The sequence below is a fragment of the Mycolicibacter sinensis genome, from assembly GCF_001667945.1.
GTDB classification, from domain to species: Bacteria; Actinomycetota; Actinomycetes; order Mycobacteriales; family Mycobacteriaceae; genus Mycobacterium; species Mycobacterium sinense_B.
Genome location: NZ_LZJK01000046.1, coordinates 24,791 through 39,485, shown reverse-complemented (window position 1 = coordinate 39,485; position 14,695 = coordinate 24,791). Strand labels below are relative to the sequence as shown.

At 69.6% G+C, this 14,695-nt stretch carries 13 protein-coding genes; 9 read left to right on the top strand and 4 right to left on the bottom strand.

Annotated elements, in window-relative coordinates:
* Positions 1-142: 142 nt before the first annotated feature.
* The 4 genes from A5694_RS05740 to A5694_RS05725 all read left to right on the top strand — a co-directional run bounded on the left by A5694_RS05740 (position 143) and on the right by A5694_RS05725 (position 4,661).
* Positions 143-1,444, top strand: coding sequence for a PPE family protein (locus A5694_RS05740; RefSeq protein ID WP_064920879.1), 1,302 nt, complete (start codon positions 143-145; stop codon positions 1,442-1,444).
* Between the two features lie 18 nt (positions 1,445-1,462).
* Positions 1,463-2,842, top strand: coding sequence for a PPE family protein (locus A5694_RS05735; protein ID WP_064920878.1), 1,380 nt, complete (start codon positions 1,463-1,465; stop codon positions 2,840-2,842).
* Positions 2,843-2,876: 34 nt separating this feature from the next.
* On the top strand, positions 2,877-3,218 hold the full coding sequence (locus A5694_RS05730; RefSeq protein ID WP_064920877.1) for a DUF732 domain-containing protein: 342 nt from the start codon (positions 2,877-2,879) through the stop codon (positions 3,216-3,218).
* An 84-nt stretch (positions 3,219-3,302) separates the two neighbouring features.
* Positions 3,303-4,661, top strand: a complete 1,359-nt coding sequence (locus tag A5694_RS05725) for a DNA polymerase IV (RefSeq protein ID WP_064920876.1) — start codon at positions 3,303-3,305, stop codon at positions 4,659-4,661.
* An 8-nt stretch (positions 4,662-4,669) separates the two neighbouring features.
* Here the strand turns inward: A5694_RS05725 and A5694_RS05720 are convergent, their stop codons facing one another.
* Positions 4,670-5,608 (bottom strand): asparaginase, encoded by a 939-nt coding sequence (locus tag A5694_RS05720; protein WP_082952519.1) that lies wholly within the window; start codon positions 5,606-5,608, stop codon positions 4,670-4,672.
* Positions 5,609-5,638: 30 nt separating this feature from the next.
* On the opposite strand from A5694_RS05720, the gene lspA reads away from it, so the two are divergent.
* The 3 genes from lspA (at position 5,639) to A5694_RS05705 (ending at position 8,759) form a co-directional block, all read left to right on the top strand.
* On the top strand, positions 5,639-6,214 hold the full coding sequence (gene lspA / locus A5694_RS05715) for a signal peptidase II (protein ID WP_064920874.1): 576 nt from the start codon (positions 5,639-5,641) through the stop codon (positions 6,212-6,214).
* 7 nt (positions 6,215-6,221) lie between these two features.
* On the top strand, positions 6,222-7,160 hold the full coding sequence (locus A5694_RS05710) for an RluA family pseudouridine synthase (protein ID WP_082952532.1): 939 nt from the start codon (positions 6,222-6,224) through the stop codon (positions 7,158-7,160).
* Between the two features lie 108 nt (positions 7,161-7,268).
* Entirely contained in the window at positions 7,269-8,759 is a 1,491-nt protein-coding gene (locus A5694_RS05705; RefSeq protein ID WP_064920873.1) for a hypothetical protein, read from the top strand.
* A gap of 25 nt (positions 8,760-8,784) precedes the next feature.
* On the opposite strand, the gene A5694_RS05700 is transcribed toward A5694_RS05705, so the two are convergent.
* Together A5694_RS05700 and A5694_RS05695 are read right to left on the bottom strand one after the other, a co-directional pair.
* Complete coding sequence (locus tag A5694_RS05700; RefSeq protein ID WP_064920872.1) at positions 8,785-9,582, bottom strand: hypothetical protein; 798 nt, start codon at positions 9,580-9,582, stop codon at positions 8,785-8,787.
* Positions 9,583-9,589: 7 nt separating this feature from the next.
* Entirely contained in the window at positions 9,590-9,817 is a 228-nt protein-coding gene (locus A5694_RS05695) for a dodecin family protein (RefSeq protein ID WP_064920871.1), read from the bottom strand.
* Positions 9,818-9,954: 137 nt separating this feature from the next.
* Between A5694_RS05695 and dnaE the strand changes: the two genes are divergently transcribed.
* Entirely contained in the window at positions 9,955-13,494 is a 3,540-nt protein-coding gene (gene dnaE, locus A5694_RS05690; RefSeq protein ID WP_064920870.1) for a DNA polymerase III subunit alpha, read from the top strand.
* Between the two features lie 146 nt (positions 13,495-13,640).
* Here the strand turns inward: dnaE and A5694_RS05685 are convergent, their stop codons facing one another.
* Positions 13,641-14,090: a PPOX class F420-dependent oxidoreductase gene (locus tag A5694_RS05685; protein ID WP_064920869.1), complete on the bottom strand. Its 450-nt coding sequence runs from the start codon at positions 14,088-14,090 to the stop codon at positions 13,641-13,643.
* A gap of 53 nt (positions 14,091-14,143) precedes the next feature.
* On the opposite strand from A5694_RS05685, the gene A5694_RS05680 reads away from it, so the two are divergent.
* Positions 14,144-14,554 (top strand): helix-turn-helix domain-containing protein, encoded by a 411-nt coding sequence (locus A5694_RS05680; RefSeq protein WP_064920868.1) that lies wholly within the window; start codon positions 14,144-14,146, stop codon positions 14,552-14,554.
* Positions 14,555-14,695 lie beyond the last annotated feature (141 nt).

Sequence of the window (14,695 nt, the reverse complement as noted above, 5' to 3'; positions counted from 1 at the left end):
GGCGGGAGCGCCGGTCTCGCCCGGCCGGGGACCGGCCTGCCGCTGGCTAACCTTTGGATCACATCACGCTGAGCGAAATCGACCGCCCACCGTGGCCTATGGATTGCCGGTGACATGCAGGCGGCGTTAGCGAAGGAGGGCTATGGATTTCGGGGCGCTGCCACCGGAAATCAACTCCGCCAGAATCTATTCTGGGCCGGGGTCGGCTCCCATGCTGGCCGCTGCCACCGCCTGGGATGCGCTGGCAGCCGAACTGCACTCCACCGCGGCCGGTTACGGGTCAGTGGTCGCCGATCTGGCGAGCTCAGCCTGGCACGGGCCCTCGTCGGGCGCGATGGCGGCCGCCGCGGCACCCTATGAGCAGTGGATGCGGGCCACCGCGGCGCAGGCAGAGCAGGCGGCGCTGCAGGCCAGGGCGGCGGCCGGTGCCTACGAGCTGGCCTTCAGCGCCACCGTTCCGCCGCCGGTGATCGCGGCCAATCGGGCACTGCTGGCCTCGCTGGTCGCCACCAACTTCCTGGGGCAGAACGCTCCGGCGATCGCGGCCACCGAAGCCCAGTACGGCCAGATGTGGGCTCAGGACGCCGCCGCGATGTACAGCTACGCCGGCTCCTCGGCGGCCGCCACCCAGTTGACGCCGTTCACCGCGCCACCGGAGACCACCGACCCGAGCGGACAGAGCAGCCAGGTGGCAGCGGTGGCCAACGCCACGCAGTCTTCGGCGGGGTCCAACATGCAGTCAGCGCTGTCTCAGCTGATGTCGCAGGTCCCGAGCACCCTGCAAACGCTGACGACGAACCCGGCGTCGCTGTCCGCCGCGGCCTCGCAGGCGACCTCCGGCCTGAAGAACGGCATGGACAGCATCACCAACTTCATCAAGGTCGTCGACGGCCCGTATTCGCCGCTGGGAATCCTGCGGCTGTTCAAGAACTGGTGGCAGGTCAGCTCCAGCTTGGTGAGTATGAACAACGGTGCGCAAAGCCTGGGGTCGTTCTTCAACCCCAAGCCCATTACCGGGGCGTTATCGCCGCTTTTGGCCAGCGAGCTGCTGACCGGCGGGCCGGCGGTCAACCCGGCCAGCGTGCCCGCGGCGACGGCGGCGATCGGCCGCGCGGGCACGGTCGGGTCACTGTCGGTACCGACGAGCTGGGCTACGGCGGCTCCCGGGGCCGCTCCCAGCGTGCAGACCGTTGCGTCGGTATTGCCCAAGGCCGTGCTCGATGCGGCCCCGGCGATGGCGGTCAACGGCGAGAACGCCATGTTCGGGCAGATGGCGGCGTCGAGCCTGGCGGGCCGCGCGCTCAGCGCCCCCGTCAGCCAGGCCGTCGGCGCGGCCTCCCAGCGCACCATCGGCACCGTCACGCAGGTCACCAACGCCGTCGCGGCGGGCCCTGACATCGCGACGACCGCCACCATCATCGTCATCCCGCCGATCCAGAAGTAGCCGAAGGAGTCGCGGCACATGGTTTTTCAGAGCTTCGCGGCGCAGCCGCCGGAGATCATCTCCGGTCTGATCTATTCCGGTCCGGGTGCTGCGCCGCTGCTGAGCGCCGCCTCGGCGTGGTCGGGGCTGGCCACCGAACTGCACGCCACCGCATCCTCCTATGCCGCGGTGCTCTCGGGGCTCAGCGGCGGGTGGCAGGGCCCGGCGGCGGCAGCCATGGCAGCCGCCGCCGCCCCGTACGTGTCCTGGCTATCGATGACGGCCGCCCAGGCTGAGCAGACCGCCGGCCAGGCCAGGGCCGCCGCTAGCGCCTACGAATCCGCCTTCGCCGGCATTGTTCCGCCGCCGGTGATCGCGGCCAACCGCAGCCAGCTCGCAGCGCTGGTGGCCGGCAACATCCTCGGGCAGAACAGCGCCGCCATCGCCACCACCGAAGCCCAGTACGCCCAGATGTGGGCGCAAGACGTCGCGGCGATGGTCGGCTACGCGACGGCGTCACAGGCCGCCACCCAGCTGACCGCGTTCACACCACCACCGCCGACCACCAACGACAACGCCGGTCAGGCCGCCGCGGCCGCCGAAGCGACGCAGGCTTCGGCGGGGTCCACCGCGCAGTCGACGCTGGCCAAGCTGGCGCAGGCCATCGCCACCGGCCCTTCGCAATACACCGACGGGGTGGAGAACGCGCTGAACACCGCCACCGGGGATCCGGACCTGGCGGGGCTGTACGAGTCGTTCTGGAACTTCCAGTCCTCGATCGGCTCGGAGGCCACCTGGACCAACGCGGTGGGCGGCACCACCAACCTGGGCATGACCCAGGTCAGGCTGTTCCACAAGCTCCCGACGCCACCACCGATCCCCAAGTCGGCGCTGGGCGGCGGTCTGATGAGCACCGGGCTGGCCGGCGGCCCGGCTCCCGGTCTGGCCCGCGGACTGGCCACCGCTGCCTCGGCGAGCGCCGGCAGCGCGTCGACGGTGGGAGCCTTGTCGGTGCCGCCGAGCTGGGCCACCGCCGCTCCGGCGATCAAGCTGGCCTCGGTTGGGTTACCGCACACCGCCGCGGCGGCGGCTCCGGCAGCCCAGCTCGGGGGACTGCTCAGTCCGGCGGCGCTGGGAAGCTTGACCGGCGGTGCGCTGGGCGGCCCCGCTGCCCGGGTGGCCACGCCGGGCGTGCGGGTGGTGGCGGCCAACGCCAAGAACCGCGACGCTCCGGTCAAACTCGATCAGGTCATTGCCCAGCTGCAGCAGACGCCGGACGTCGTGCAGCATTGGAACGTCGACGAAGCCGGGCTCGACGACCTAGTGGCCAAGCTGTCGCTGAAGCCGGGAATCCACGCCGTGCACGTCTGCGCCGAAGGTGAGGAAATGCCCGCGTCTCCGCAGACCGCCCTCGGGTAGCGTTTCCCGATCCCTTGCCCCCCAGGAGGTCTGCATGCGAACAGTTCTCGCCCCGCTCGCGGCGATCGCCGCGATTGCACTCGCCGCGCCCGGCCACGCCGACCCCGGCGTCGTCGAAGCGAGCGCGGTCGACCCGAGCGAGTTCATCACAGCGCTGCACCAGGTGGGGATCACGTTCGCTGATCCGGCGCAGGCCGTGGCGGCCGGCCAAGCGGTCTGCGGCCTGGTGGCCAACGGCGAAACCGGCCTGGAACTGCTCACCGACCTGCGTGAGGCCAATCCCGCCCTGACCATCAACGGCGCCGCCCAGTTCGCGGCGATCGCCGCGAAAACCTACTGCCCGCAGCAGCTCACACCGGCCAAGTCGGCCAAATAGGCTCGGCGTCACGGCGTGAGCGCCCGCCAGCGTTCACACCAGACGCGACGTCACCGTACTTGCGGCCCAATAGGATCGAGGGCTGTGGACGCCCGGTGGGTCCTGCACCTGGACATGGACGCATTCTTCGCCTCCGTCGAGCAACTGACCCGCCCGACGCTGCGCGGACGGCCGGTATTGGTCGGCGGGGTGGGAGGCCGCGGTGTGGTGGCCGGTGCCAGCTATGAGGCTCGGGTCTTCGGGGCGCGTTCGGCGATGCCGATGCACCAGGCGCGCCGGCTGGTAGGTGCGGCGGCGGTCGTGTTACCGCCGCGCGGCGCGGTGTACGGGGTGGCCAGCCGGCGGGTCTTCCAGACCGTGCGTGCGGTGATCCCGGTCGTCGAGCAGTTGTCCTTCGACGAAGCCTTCGGCGAGCCGGCGGAGCTGGCGGGCGCCAGCGGCGATGACGTGCACCGGTTCTGCGAGCAGTTGCGCCGCCGGGTGCGCGAGGAGACCGGCCTGGTGGCCTCGGTGGGGGCCGGTTCGGGCAAGCAGATCGCCAAGATCGCCTCCGATCTGGCCAAACCCGACGGCGTGCGGGTGGTCAGCCGCGCCGAGGAGCGGCTGCTGCTCGCTGGACTGCCGGTGCGCCGGTTGTGGGGGATCGGGCCGGTCGCCGAGGAGAAGCTGCACCGGCTGGGTATCGACACCATCGGGCAGTTCGCCGCGTTGACCGACGCCGAGGTCGCCGACATTCTGGGCGCCACGATCGGGCCCGCCCTGCACCGCTTGGCCTGCGGCATCGACGACCGTCCGGTCGCCGAACGCGCCGAGGCCAAACAGATCAGTGCCGAATCCACCTTCGCTACCGACCTGACCACCCTGGAGCAGCTGCGCGCCGAGGTCGGCCCGATCGGCGAACACGCCTATCGCCGGCTGCTGCGCGACGGCCGGGGCGCGCGCACGGTGACGGTGAAGCTCAAGAAGGCCGACATGAATGTGCTGACCCGTTCGGCGACCCTGCCGTATGCGACCACCGATGCCGCCACGCTGACCTCGGCAGCTGCCCGACTGCTGCTCGACCCGCAGGAGATCGGCCCGATCCGGCTGTTGGGAGTGGGATTCTCCGGGCTGACCGATGTCCGCCAGGAGTCGTTGTTCCCGGAGCTGGCTTTCCCGGAGCCCGCCGCCCCGAATCCGCCCGAAACGCCTGCCGCAGAGCCGCTTTCACCGCCGGCCACGGCGCTGTGGCGGATCGGTGACGACGTCACCCACGCCGAGCTCGGACACGGCTGGGTACAGGGCGCCGGGCACGGGGTGATGACGGTGCGCTTCGAGACGCGCAGCACGGGCCCCGGCCTGGTGCGGACGTTTCCGGTCGATGAACCCGCGATCGCGCGCGCCGATCCGGTGGCGAGCCTGGACTGGCCGGACGTCGTCGCGCGTCCGGACGACCCGGCGTAGCGAACCGGTCAGCCCCACCGCTCGATGACGTCACCGACCGGCAGCCCCGCGGCCAGCGCCGCCATCAGCAGCACCCGGGCCTGCGGGGGCCGCAACCGGGGCACCATCACCGCACCGGCGTCGACCAGGGCCCGGCCCGGCCCGTAGTCCGCACCCACCCGGGCGCCCGGCACCCGGCTGGACACCGCGACCGCCACCCCGTCGCGGCAGTGCCGGCGCACCCCTTCGATCACCGCCGGTCCGGCGTTGCCGCTGCCCAACGCCTCCAGCACCACCCCGCGTGCCCCGGCGGCCACGCAGGCATCCAGCGCCACCGCATCCGCACCGGCGTACACCGCCACCACATCCACTCGGGGCGGCGCGGTGGCATCCAGGTAGGGCCGGACCTTGTCACCGCTCAACCGCGCCTGCCCGTCCGCCACCGTGCCCACCCGCGGCCCGGCGAACCCGGTCAAGTCGGTGGTGGTCGTCTTGTGCAGGCCCAGCGGGGCAAGCACCTGCCCGGCGAAGCACACCAGCACCCCCAGTCCCGACGCGGCCGGGTCGGCGGCCAGCGTCAGCGCGTCACGCAGATTGCCCGGGCCATCGGCGTCGGGAGCATCCGCGCTGCGCTGCGCCCCGGTCAACACCACCGGGGCGTCGCCGGTGTAGCCCAACTCCAGCCACAGTGCGGTCTCTTCGCAGGTGTCGGTGCCGTGGGTCACCACCACTCCGTCGGCGCCGTCGTCCACCGCACCCCGTACCGCGGTCAGGATCCGGTCCCAGTCGGCCGCCGTCAGCTCCGAGCTGTCCCGCGCCATCAGGTCCACCACCGAGACGTCGGCGCCGACGTCGAGCCCGGCGATCAGGCCGGCCCCCGGCACCGTGGGCCGGCGCACCCCACCGTCGTCGGTGCTGGCGGCGATCGTTCCGCCGGTGGTGACGACCGTGAGGCGCTTGGACACCATGCCGCGATCATGCCGCACGCGGGTTAAGGGATGATGGGGGACGTGACTGAGGAGACAACCGACTCGACCGAGCCGGCCGCCGATCCGGCGCCGGAGCCGGCCGCGCCGCGCCGGCGGCTGGGCCTGCTGCTGTCGGTGGCCGCGGTTGTGCTGACCGTCGACGTCGTCACCAAGGTGCTCGCGGTGAAGATGTTGACCCCCGGCCAGCCGGTGTCGATCATCGGCGACACCGTCACCTGGACGCTGGTGCGCAACTCCGGTGCCGCCTTCTCGATGGCCACCAGCTACACCTGGGTGCTGACGCTGATCGCCAGCTCGGTGGTGCTCGGCATCATCTGGATGTCGCGCCGCCTGGTGTCACCCTGGTGGGCGGTGGGGCTGGGCATGATCCTCGGCGGGGCGCTGGGCAACCTGGTCGACCGATTCTTCCGGGCGCCCGGGCATCTGCAGGGCCACGTCGTCGACTTCCTGTCGATTGGGTGGTGGCCGGTGTTCAACGTCGCCGACCCGGCGGTGGTCGGCGGTGCGATCCTGCTGGTGGGGCTGTCGGTGTTCGGCTTCGACTTCGACACGGTGGGCCGCCGTCGCGCAGGTGACCAGGCCTGATGCGGTCGTGACCGAACGGTCCATGCCGGTGCCGGAGGGGCTGGCCGGCATGCGCGTGGACGCCGGGCTGGCCCGCCTGCTGGGCCTGTCCCGCAACGTCGCGGCCACCCTGGCCGAGAACGGCGACGTCGAACTGGACGGGGCACCCGCCGGCAAGTCCGACCGGCTGGCCGCCGGCGCCTGGTTGCACGTGCGGCTGCCCGAGGCGCCGGCCCCACTGGAGAACACCCCGACCGAGGTCGAGGGCATGACGATCCTGTACTCCGACGACGACATCGTCGCCGTCGACAAACCCGCGGGGGTGGCCGCCCACGCGTCGGTGGGCTGGACCGGACCCACAGTGCTGGGCGGGCTGGCCGCGGCGGGCTACCGGATCACCACCTCCGGGGTGCCCGAACGGCAGGGGATCGTGCACCGGCTCGACGTCGGCACCTCGGGGGTAATGGTGGTGGCGATCTCCGAGCGCGCCTACACCGTCCTCAAACGCGCCTTCAAAGCCCGCACCGTCGACAAGCGCTACCACGCGCTGGTGCAGGGCCATCCCGACCCCTCCAGCGGCACCATCGACGCGCCGATCGGCCGGCACCACGGTCACGACTGGAAGTTCGCGGTCACCGCCGGCGGCCGGCACAGCATCACCCACTACGACACCGTGGAGGCGTTCGTCGCCGCCAGCCTGCTCGACGTTCACCTGGAAACCGGTCGCACCCACCAGATCCGGGTGCACTTCGCCGCCCTGCGGCACCCGTGCTGCGGCGACCTCACCTATGGCGCCGACCCGACGCTGGCGAAAAAGCTCGGCCTGGAACGCCAGTGGCTGCACGCCCGCTCGCTGGCCTTCGCCCATCCCGGCGACGGGCGGCGCATCGAGATCACCAGCGAGTACCCGGGTGATCTCCAACACGCCATCGACGTGCTGCGGCACCGCGACCAGCTCACCTTCTAAGCAGCGCCGCGCAATTCGCACCCGGGTACGGCGCGCCGATTTTGGTGGCAGCGCAGCATCCCCTATCCTTTGCCGGTTGTAGTGCGGGTTTTCAGGCGAGGTCGGGATATGAGACAACGCCGGTGCAGGCGAGGTATTCGGTGGGCCGGCGCGTTGCTGACCGCCGGATTGGTCAGCGCCGGCGCGGCGCTGGCGCCGACGGGCTACAGCAGCACCGTCGACGGCCACCCGGTTTCGATGCTCTACGACCCGTGGCGGGTCAGTGGCCTGCCGGTGACCGACGGCCCCAGCGGGCCGCGTCCGGATGCACCCGCGCCGACCGGGTCGGTGCGCAACGGCAACGGTGGTGACATCGATGCGCTGGCGCTGCTGTCGGTCAATGACATCGTCGATTTCTGGCAGCGCAACTACGGCGGTCTCGACGTATCCGGGGGCCGCTTCGCTCCGGTCGGCACGCTGATCTCCTATGACTCCGGCGCCGCCGGCGCAACGCTGTGCGGTGTGAACACCCGCGGGTTCGTCAATGCGTTCTACTGCTACGGCCAGGACAAGATGGCGTGGGACCGGGGTGTGCTGCTGCCCGGCGCCCGGCGCTACTTCGGCGACATGGCGATCACCGGAGTGCTGGCGCACGAATACGGTCACGCGGTGCAGGACATGGCCCGGCTGGTCGACAGCTCGACGCCGGTCCTGGTGGCCGAACAACAGGCCGACTGCTTCGCCGGGGCCTACCTGCGCTGGGTCGCCGAAGGCGGCTCACCCCGGCTGACCCTGAGCACCACCGACGGGCTCAACGGACTGCTGGCCGGGCTGATCACGCTGCGCGATCCAGTACCCGGCTCGGACGGCGAACTGGTCGTCGGGGCCGGCCACGGCACCGCGCTGGACCGGATCGGTGCCCTGCAGCTCGGCTTCGACACCGGCGTGCAGCGCTGCGCCGAAATCGACACCGGCGACATCGAACACCGCCGGGCCGGCACGCCGGTGACGTTGCGGGTCGGGCCCACCGGTCACGCGCAGCCCGCCGTGCCCCGCATCAGCGAACGCCTGGTCACCCGGATGGTCGAGGCGCTCAACGCCCGCTTCCGCCCGGCGCGGCCACCCGTGCTGGCCTTCGCGGCGGCGTGCCCCGACGGGCAGGCAAGCCCGCCGGCCTCCTACTGCCCGGCGACCAACACCATCGCGGTCGATCTGCCCGGGTTGCGGCGCCTGGCCGGCGACCTCGACGACGACGGCGGCACCCGGCTGATGCTGCACGGTGCCAACACCGCTTTGTCGGCGGTGACCTCGCGCTACATGCTGGCGTTGCAACACCAGCGCGGCCTTGAACTGACCTCGGCGATGGCGGGGCTGCGCACGGCGTGCCTGACCGGGCTGGGGCAGCGGCGGCTGTCGGAACCGTCGCAGGACGGCACCCGCGGCACGCTGAGCGCCGACGATCTCGACGAGGCGGTCACCGGCCTGCTCACCAACGGTCTGGCCGCCAGCGGCGTCGACGGCGCGGCGGTGCCGGCCGGATTCACCCGCATTCAGGCGTTCCGGTCCGGCCTGCAGGGCGACGCCGAGCTGTGCTTTCAGCGCTACGCCTCGCCGGACTGAGCGGCCTGTCGCGGCGGTCCCAGCTTCAGCTCTCCTTCGTCGAGCTTCGCTGAACCGCCGGGCTTTTGACGGCCTCGATGAGCACCCGGGTGGCGTGGGCGACGAACGGGCCTTGCGCCTCGATGAGCTCATGCAGTTCGCGCAACCGGTCAAGGTGTCGCTCGACGGTGAAACCGGGCACGATCCAGATCACCTTGCGCAGAAAGTAGATCACCGCGCCGATGTCGAAGAACTCGGCGCGCAACCGCTCCATGCGCAGGTCGAGCACCTGCAGGCCGACGGCGCGCGCCTGGGCCTCCTGCACGTGCGGGTCGTATCCGGAGCCCTTGTCCGGGACCGGGCCAAGGAAGTACTCGGCCAGCTCGGCCATCGAGGCGGGGCCGATCTGCTGGGCCAGATACCTGCCAGCGGGCCGGAGCACCCGGGCGATCTCGGGCCACCACACCTCATTGGGATGCCGGCTGGAGATCAGCTCAAAGGCGTTATCGCAGAAGGGCAGCGGCGGACGCTCCGATACCGACACCACCACGACACCCAGCGGATGCAGCAGTCGGGTGGCCTTCGCGGCGTTCGGCGGCCAGGCCTCGGTGGCGGCCATCGTCGGTGGGAAGCGTCCGAATTGCGCGGCCCCGGCCAGCACCTCGCCGCCGCCCGTCTGCAGGTCGAGCGCGGAGGTCACCGTCGCCAGCCGCGCGCTGAGCATCCGCTGATAGCCCCACGACGGGCGCTGTTCGGTGGCCCGGCCCTCAAGCCAGGAGAAGTCCCACCCGTCCACCGGCGCCGCAGCGGCCTCGGCGACCAGCTCGTCGAAGCTTCGCGGCATCGGGCCGTCAGCTGGACTCGGTGGAGGATTTCGGCGGCCGGATCTTGAAGGAGATCCGCAGCTTGGTGCGGTAGATGATCCCGCCCTTGTCATCGAGGGTGAGGTCCTGCTCGACGACCTGGGCGACGCGGATGTCGTCGATGGTCTGCTTGGCCCGGTGCACCGCCTCGGCCGCGGCGTTCTCCCACGACGACGGGCTGGTGCCGATGATGTCGATCACCCGGTACACGCTCATGTATGTGTCTCCTCCGCTTCAGACGCACCTCAACGTAGTGCACGGCGGCGGCTGCTGTCCCGGGAAATGCCCGCCCGGAAGACACACCCGACGACACGCCGGGCTCGGTCGGTGCCCGGCCATAGACTGGCGGTCCTATGGGATCTTCGTTCGTACACCTGCATAACCACACCGAGTACTCGATGCTGGACGGTGCGGCGAAGATCGCCCCCATGCTGGCCGAGGCGCAGCGGCTTGAGATGCCCGCGATCGGGATGACCGACCACGGAAACATGTTCGGCGCCAGTGAGTTCTACAACGCCGCGACCAAAGCCGGCATCAAGCCGATCATCGGGGTGGAGGCCTACATCGCCCCCGGTTCCCGGTTCGACACCCGCCGGGTCCACTGGGGTGATCCCGGCCAGAAGAGCGACGACGTCTCCGGCGGCGGCTCCTACACCCACCTGACCATGGTCGCCGAGAACGCCACCGGGTTGCGCAACCTGTTCAAGCTGTCCTCACTGGCCTCCTTCGAGGGCCAGCTGGGCAAGTGGTCGCGGATGGACGCCGAGCTGATCGCCGAGCACGCCGAGGGCATCATCGCCACCACCGGGTGCCCGTCGGGGGAGGTGCAGACCCGGCTGCGGCTCGGCCAGGACCGCGAGGCACTGGAGTCGGCGGCGAAATGGCGGGAGATCTTCGGCGCCGAGAACTACTTCCTGGAGCTGATGGATCACGGGCTGTCCATCGAGCGCCGGGTACGCGACGGGCTGCTGGACGTCGGCCGCAAGCTGGGCATCCCGGCGCTGGCCACCAACGACTGCCACTACGTCACCCGCGATGCGTCGGCGAACCACGAGGCGCTGCTGTGTGTGCAGACCGGCAAGACGCTGTCGGATCCGACCCGGTTCAAGTTCGACGGCGACGGCTACTACCTGAAATCGGCCGCCGAGATGCGCGCGCTGTGGGACGACACCATCCCCGGCGCCTGCGATTCCACCCTGCTGATCGCCGAGCGGGTGCAGTCCTACGCCGACATCTGGACCCCGCGCGACCGGATGCCGGTATTCCCGGTTCCCGAGGGCCACGACCAGGGGTCCTGGCTGCGTCACGAAGTGGCGGCCGGGCTGGAAAGGCGCTTTCCGGCCGGTGTGCCCCAGGAATACACCGATCGCGCCGGCTATGAGATCGATGTCATCTGCGGCAAGGGATTTCCGTCCTACTTCCTGATCGTCGCGGACCTGATCAACTATGCGCGCTCGATCAACATCCGGGTGGGCCCGGGCCGCGGTTCGGCGGCCGGGTCGCTGGTGGCCTACGCCCTGGGCATCACCAACATCGATCCCATTCCGCATGGGCTGCTGTTCGAACGCTTCCTCAACCCGGAGCGGCCGTCGGCCCCCGACATCGACATCGACTTCGACGACCGTCGCCGCGGCGAGATGGTGCGCTATGCCGCCGAGCGGTGGGGCAGCGACCGGGTCGCACAGGTGATCACCTTCGGCACCATTAAAACCAAAGCCGCGCTGAAAGATTCGGCCCGCGTGCACTATGGACAGCCCGGTTATGCGATCGCCGACCGGATCACCAAGGCGCTGCCGCCGCCGATCATGGCCAAAGACATCCCGCTGTCGGGCATCACCGACCCGACCCATGAGCGGTATAAGGAGGCCGCCGAGGTCCGCACGCTGATCGACACCGATCCCGACGTGCGCACCATCTACGAGACCGCGCGTGGCCTGGAAGGACTGGTCCGCAACGCCGGCGTGCACGCCTGCGCGGTGATCATGAGTTCCGAGCCGCTGATCGACGCCATCCCGCTGTGGAAACGCCCCCAGGACGGCGCCATCATCACCGGCTGGGACTACCCGTCGTGCGAAGAAATCGGCCTACTGAAGATGGACTTCCTGGGCCTGCGCAACCTGACGATCATCGGTGACTGCCTGGAGAACATCAAGGCCAATCGGGGGATCGACCTGGATCTGGATTCGTTGCCCATGGACGATCCGGCCACCTATGAATTGCTGGGCCGCGGTGACACCCTCGGGGTGTTCCAGCTCGACGGTGGCCCGATGCGTGACCTGCTGCGCCGCATGCAGCCGACCGAGTTCAACGACATCGTCGCGGTGCTGGCGCTGTACCGGCCGGGGCCGATGGGCATGAACGCCCACAACGACTACGCCGACCGCAAGAACAGCCGCCAGGCGATCAAGCCCATCCATCCCGAACTCGAAGAGCCGCTGCGCGACATCCTCTCCGAGACCTACGGTTTGATCGTCTACCAAGAGCAGATCATGTTCATCGCGCAGAAGGTCGCCTCCTACACGATGGGCAAGGCCGATGCGCTGCGTAAAGCCATGGGCAAGAAGAAACTCGAGGTCCTAGAGGCCGAGTACAAGGGCTTCTACGAAGGCATGACCGCCAACGGGTTCTCCGAGAAGGCCGTCAAAGCGTTGTGGGACACCATCCTTCCGTTCGCCGGGTATGCGTTCAACAAGTCGCACGCGGCCGGGTACGGGCTGGTGTCCTACTGGACGGCGTACCTCAAGGCCAACTACCCGGCCGAATACATGGCCGGGTTGTTGACCTCGGTCGGTGACGACAAGGACAAGGCAGCGGTGTACCTGGCGGACTGCCGGCGGCTGGGTATCACGGTGCTGCCGCCGGACGTCAACGAATCCGAACTGAACTTCGCCTCGGTCGGGGAGGACATCCGCTACGGGCTGGGCGCGGTGCGCAACGTCGGCGCCAACGTGGTCGGGTCGCTGATCAGCACCCGCACCCACAAGGGCCGGTTCACCGATTTCTCCGACTATCTCAACAAGATCGATATCGCCGCCTGCAACAAGAAGGTCACCGAATCGCTGATCAAGGCCGGCGCCTTCGACTCGTTGGGCCACCCGCGCAAGGGCCTGTTCCTGGTGCACACCGACGCGGTCGACTCGGTGCTGGGCACCAAGAAAGCCCAGGCGATGGGGCAGTTCGACCTGTTCGGTGGCGGGGATGGCGAAACCGCTGGGACCGACGCCGTTTTCGGGATCCGGGTGCCTGACGAGGAGTGGGCCGACAAGCACAAACTGGCCCTGGAGCGGGAGATGCTCGGACTCTACGTCTCCGGACATCCACTCAACGGCATCGCGCATCTGCTGGCCACCCAGGTCGACACCCAGATCCCGGCGATCCTGGAGGGTGAGATCGCCAACGACACCCAGGTGCGGGTGGGCGGCATCCTGGCATCGGTGAACCGCCGGGTGAACAAGAACGGAATGCCCTGGGCCTCAGCGCAATTGGAGGACCTCACCGGAGGTATCGAGGTGATGTTCTTCCCGCACACCTATTCGGCCTACGGCGCCGAGGTCGTCGACGACGCCGTGGTGCTGGTCAACGCCAAAGTCGCCATCCGCGACGACCGGATCTCGCTGATCGCCAACGAGCTGGTGGTGCCCGACTTCTCCGGCAACGCTGCGGATCGACCGCTGGCGGTCAGCCTGCCGACCCGGCAATGCACCATGGACAAGGTCACCGCCCTCAAGCAGGTGCTGACCCGCCATCCCGGCACGGCGCAGGTGCAGCTGCGGCTGATCAGCGGGGAGCGGATCACCGTGCTGGAACTGGACCCGTCGCTACGGGTGACGCCGTCCTCAGCGCTGATGGGTGACCTCAAGGCGCTGCTGGGACCGGGGTGCCTGGGCGGGTAGCGGCTACCCCCGACACCGCTGCTTGGCCTCACCACCGGTTCATCGGCCGCCCGGCCACTGCCACTCCGCCAGGGCGTGCGCCCCGGATGCGATCTCTGCGGCCGGGCTGTCCGCTGGCTGCGCGCCCGAGTGAGGCCGACGGCCGGTCAGACGGCCACGGCCACGGCCACGATGACGCTGTCCGGCCACAGCGTGCGGCTGAGCGCGCGCCGCAGTTTCTCGCGCAGGGGCAGATCCCGGTGCACATTGGTCACGCCCGGAACCGTGATCATCGGCATCACGTTCCACTGCCAGCCGTAGCGCCGGTGCAGGGTGCGGTTGGCGGCCTCGGCCTCGGCGCCGGAGAGAATGGTGGCCCGGCCAGCAACGGCTGGCGCCTCGTCACGGCACCGGCCGCGGTAATCGCAGGCGGTCAGCTCGACGTCCGGGCGCAGCGCAAGTCGCCGGGTCTTGGGGCCGATCTTGGTGCGGAACAGCACCGTGTCGTCGTCGAGCGCGAACCACACCGGAGTGGCCACCGGCGAGCCGTCGCGGCGGAAGGACCGCAACAGCGCGTAGCGGGCTGTGCGCAGTTCGTCGAGTCGTTGTATGGGCATGACGCCAGTGAACAACCTAGAGTTGACTCTAAGTCAAGCACCAGGGGGCGCTGTTGTCCGGCCGATTGACGATTGGCGAGGTGGCCCGCCGTAGCGGAGTCGCCGCGACCACGTTGCGCTATTACGAGCAGATCGGCCTGGTGGCGCCGCCGGCGCGAGCGGGCGGGCAGCGCCGGTACGACGAGGCGGTGCTGGCCCGTCTCGAGATCATCGGCCTGTGCAAATCGGCGGGGTTTGCCCTCGACGAGATCCAGCTGTTGTTCGCCGACGACGTGCCCGGTCGCCCGGCGAGCCGAGCGCTGGCGCAGGTCAAGCTCGCCGAGATCGACGCCCAGCTCGAGTCGTTGTCGCGCGCCCGCGCGGTGATCGAGTGGGGTATGCAGTGCACCTGCCCGTCGATCGACGCGTGCACCTGCGGTATCCACCCGCCGGCCCTGCACTCCAGCCCCAATGGAGCCCGTTGACGTGCCGGACCGGGAAAGCTCAATCTCAAGGTAACGTTTAGATCCGTTTCTCGTAACAACACAGCATCACCGGTGTAACGTCTGAAACTTCCCACACAACTGGTGTGGTCCCGGGGGAAAAGGACCATCTGTGATGTCTGT

Coding starts and splice junctions, on each gene's coding strand:
- A5694_RS05740 (WP_064920879.1), top strand. CDS start 143: ATGGATTTCGGGGCGCTGCCACCGGAAATCAACTCCGCCAGAATCTAT.
- A5694_RS05735 (WP_064920878.1), top strand. CDS start 1,463: ATGGTTTTTCAGAGCTTCGCGGCGCAGCCGCCGGAGATCATCTCCGGT.
- A5694_RS05730 (WP_064920877.1), top strand. CDS start 2,877: ATGCGAACAGTTCTCGCCCCGCTCGCGGCGATCGCCGCGATTGCACTC.
- A5694_RS05720 (WP_082952519.1), bottom strand. CDS start 5,608: ATGGTGTCCAAGCGCCTCACGGTCGTCACCACCGGCGGAACGATCGCC.
- lspA (WP_064920874.1), top strand. CDS start 5,639: ATGATGGGGGACGTGACTGAGGAGACAACCGACTCGACCGAGCCGGCC.
- A5694_RS05705 (WP_064920873.1), top strand. CDS start 7,269: ATGAGACAACGCCGGTGCAGGCGAGGTATTCGGTGGGCCGGCGCGTTG.
- A5694_RS05700 (WP_064920872.1), bottom strand. CDS start 9,582: ATGCCGCGAAGCTTCGACGAGCTGGTCGCCGAGGCCGCTGCGGCGCCG.
- A5694_RS05695 (WP_064920871.1), bottom strand. CDS start 9,817: ATGAGCGTGTACCGGGTGATCGACATCATCGGCACCAGCCCGTCGTCG.
- dnaE (WP_064920870.1), top strand. CDS start 9,955: ATGGGATCTTCGTTCGTACACCTGCATAACCACACCGAGTACTCGATG.
- A5694_RS05685 (WP_064920869.1), bottom strand. CDS start 14,090: ATGCCCATACAACGACTCGACGAACTGCGCACAGCCCGCTACGCGCTG.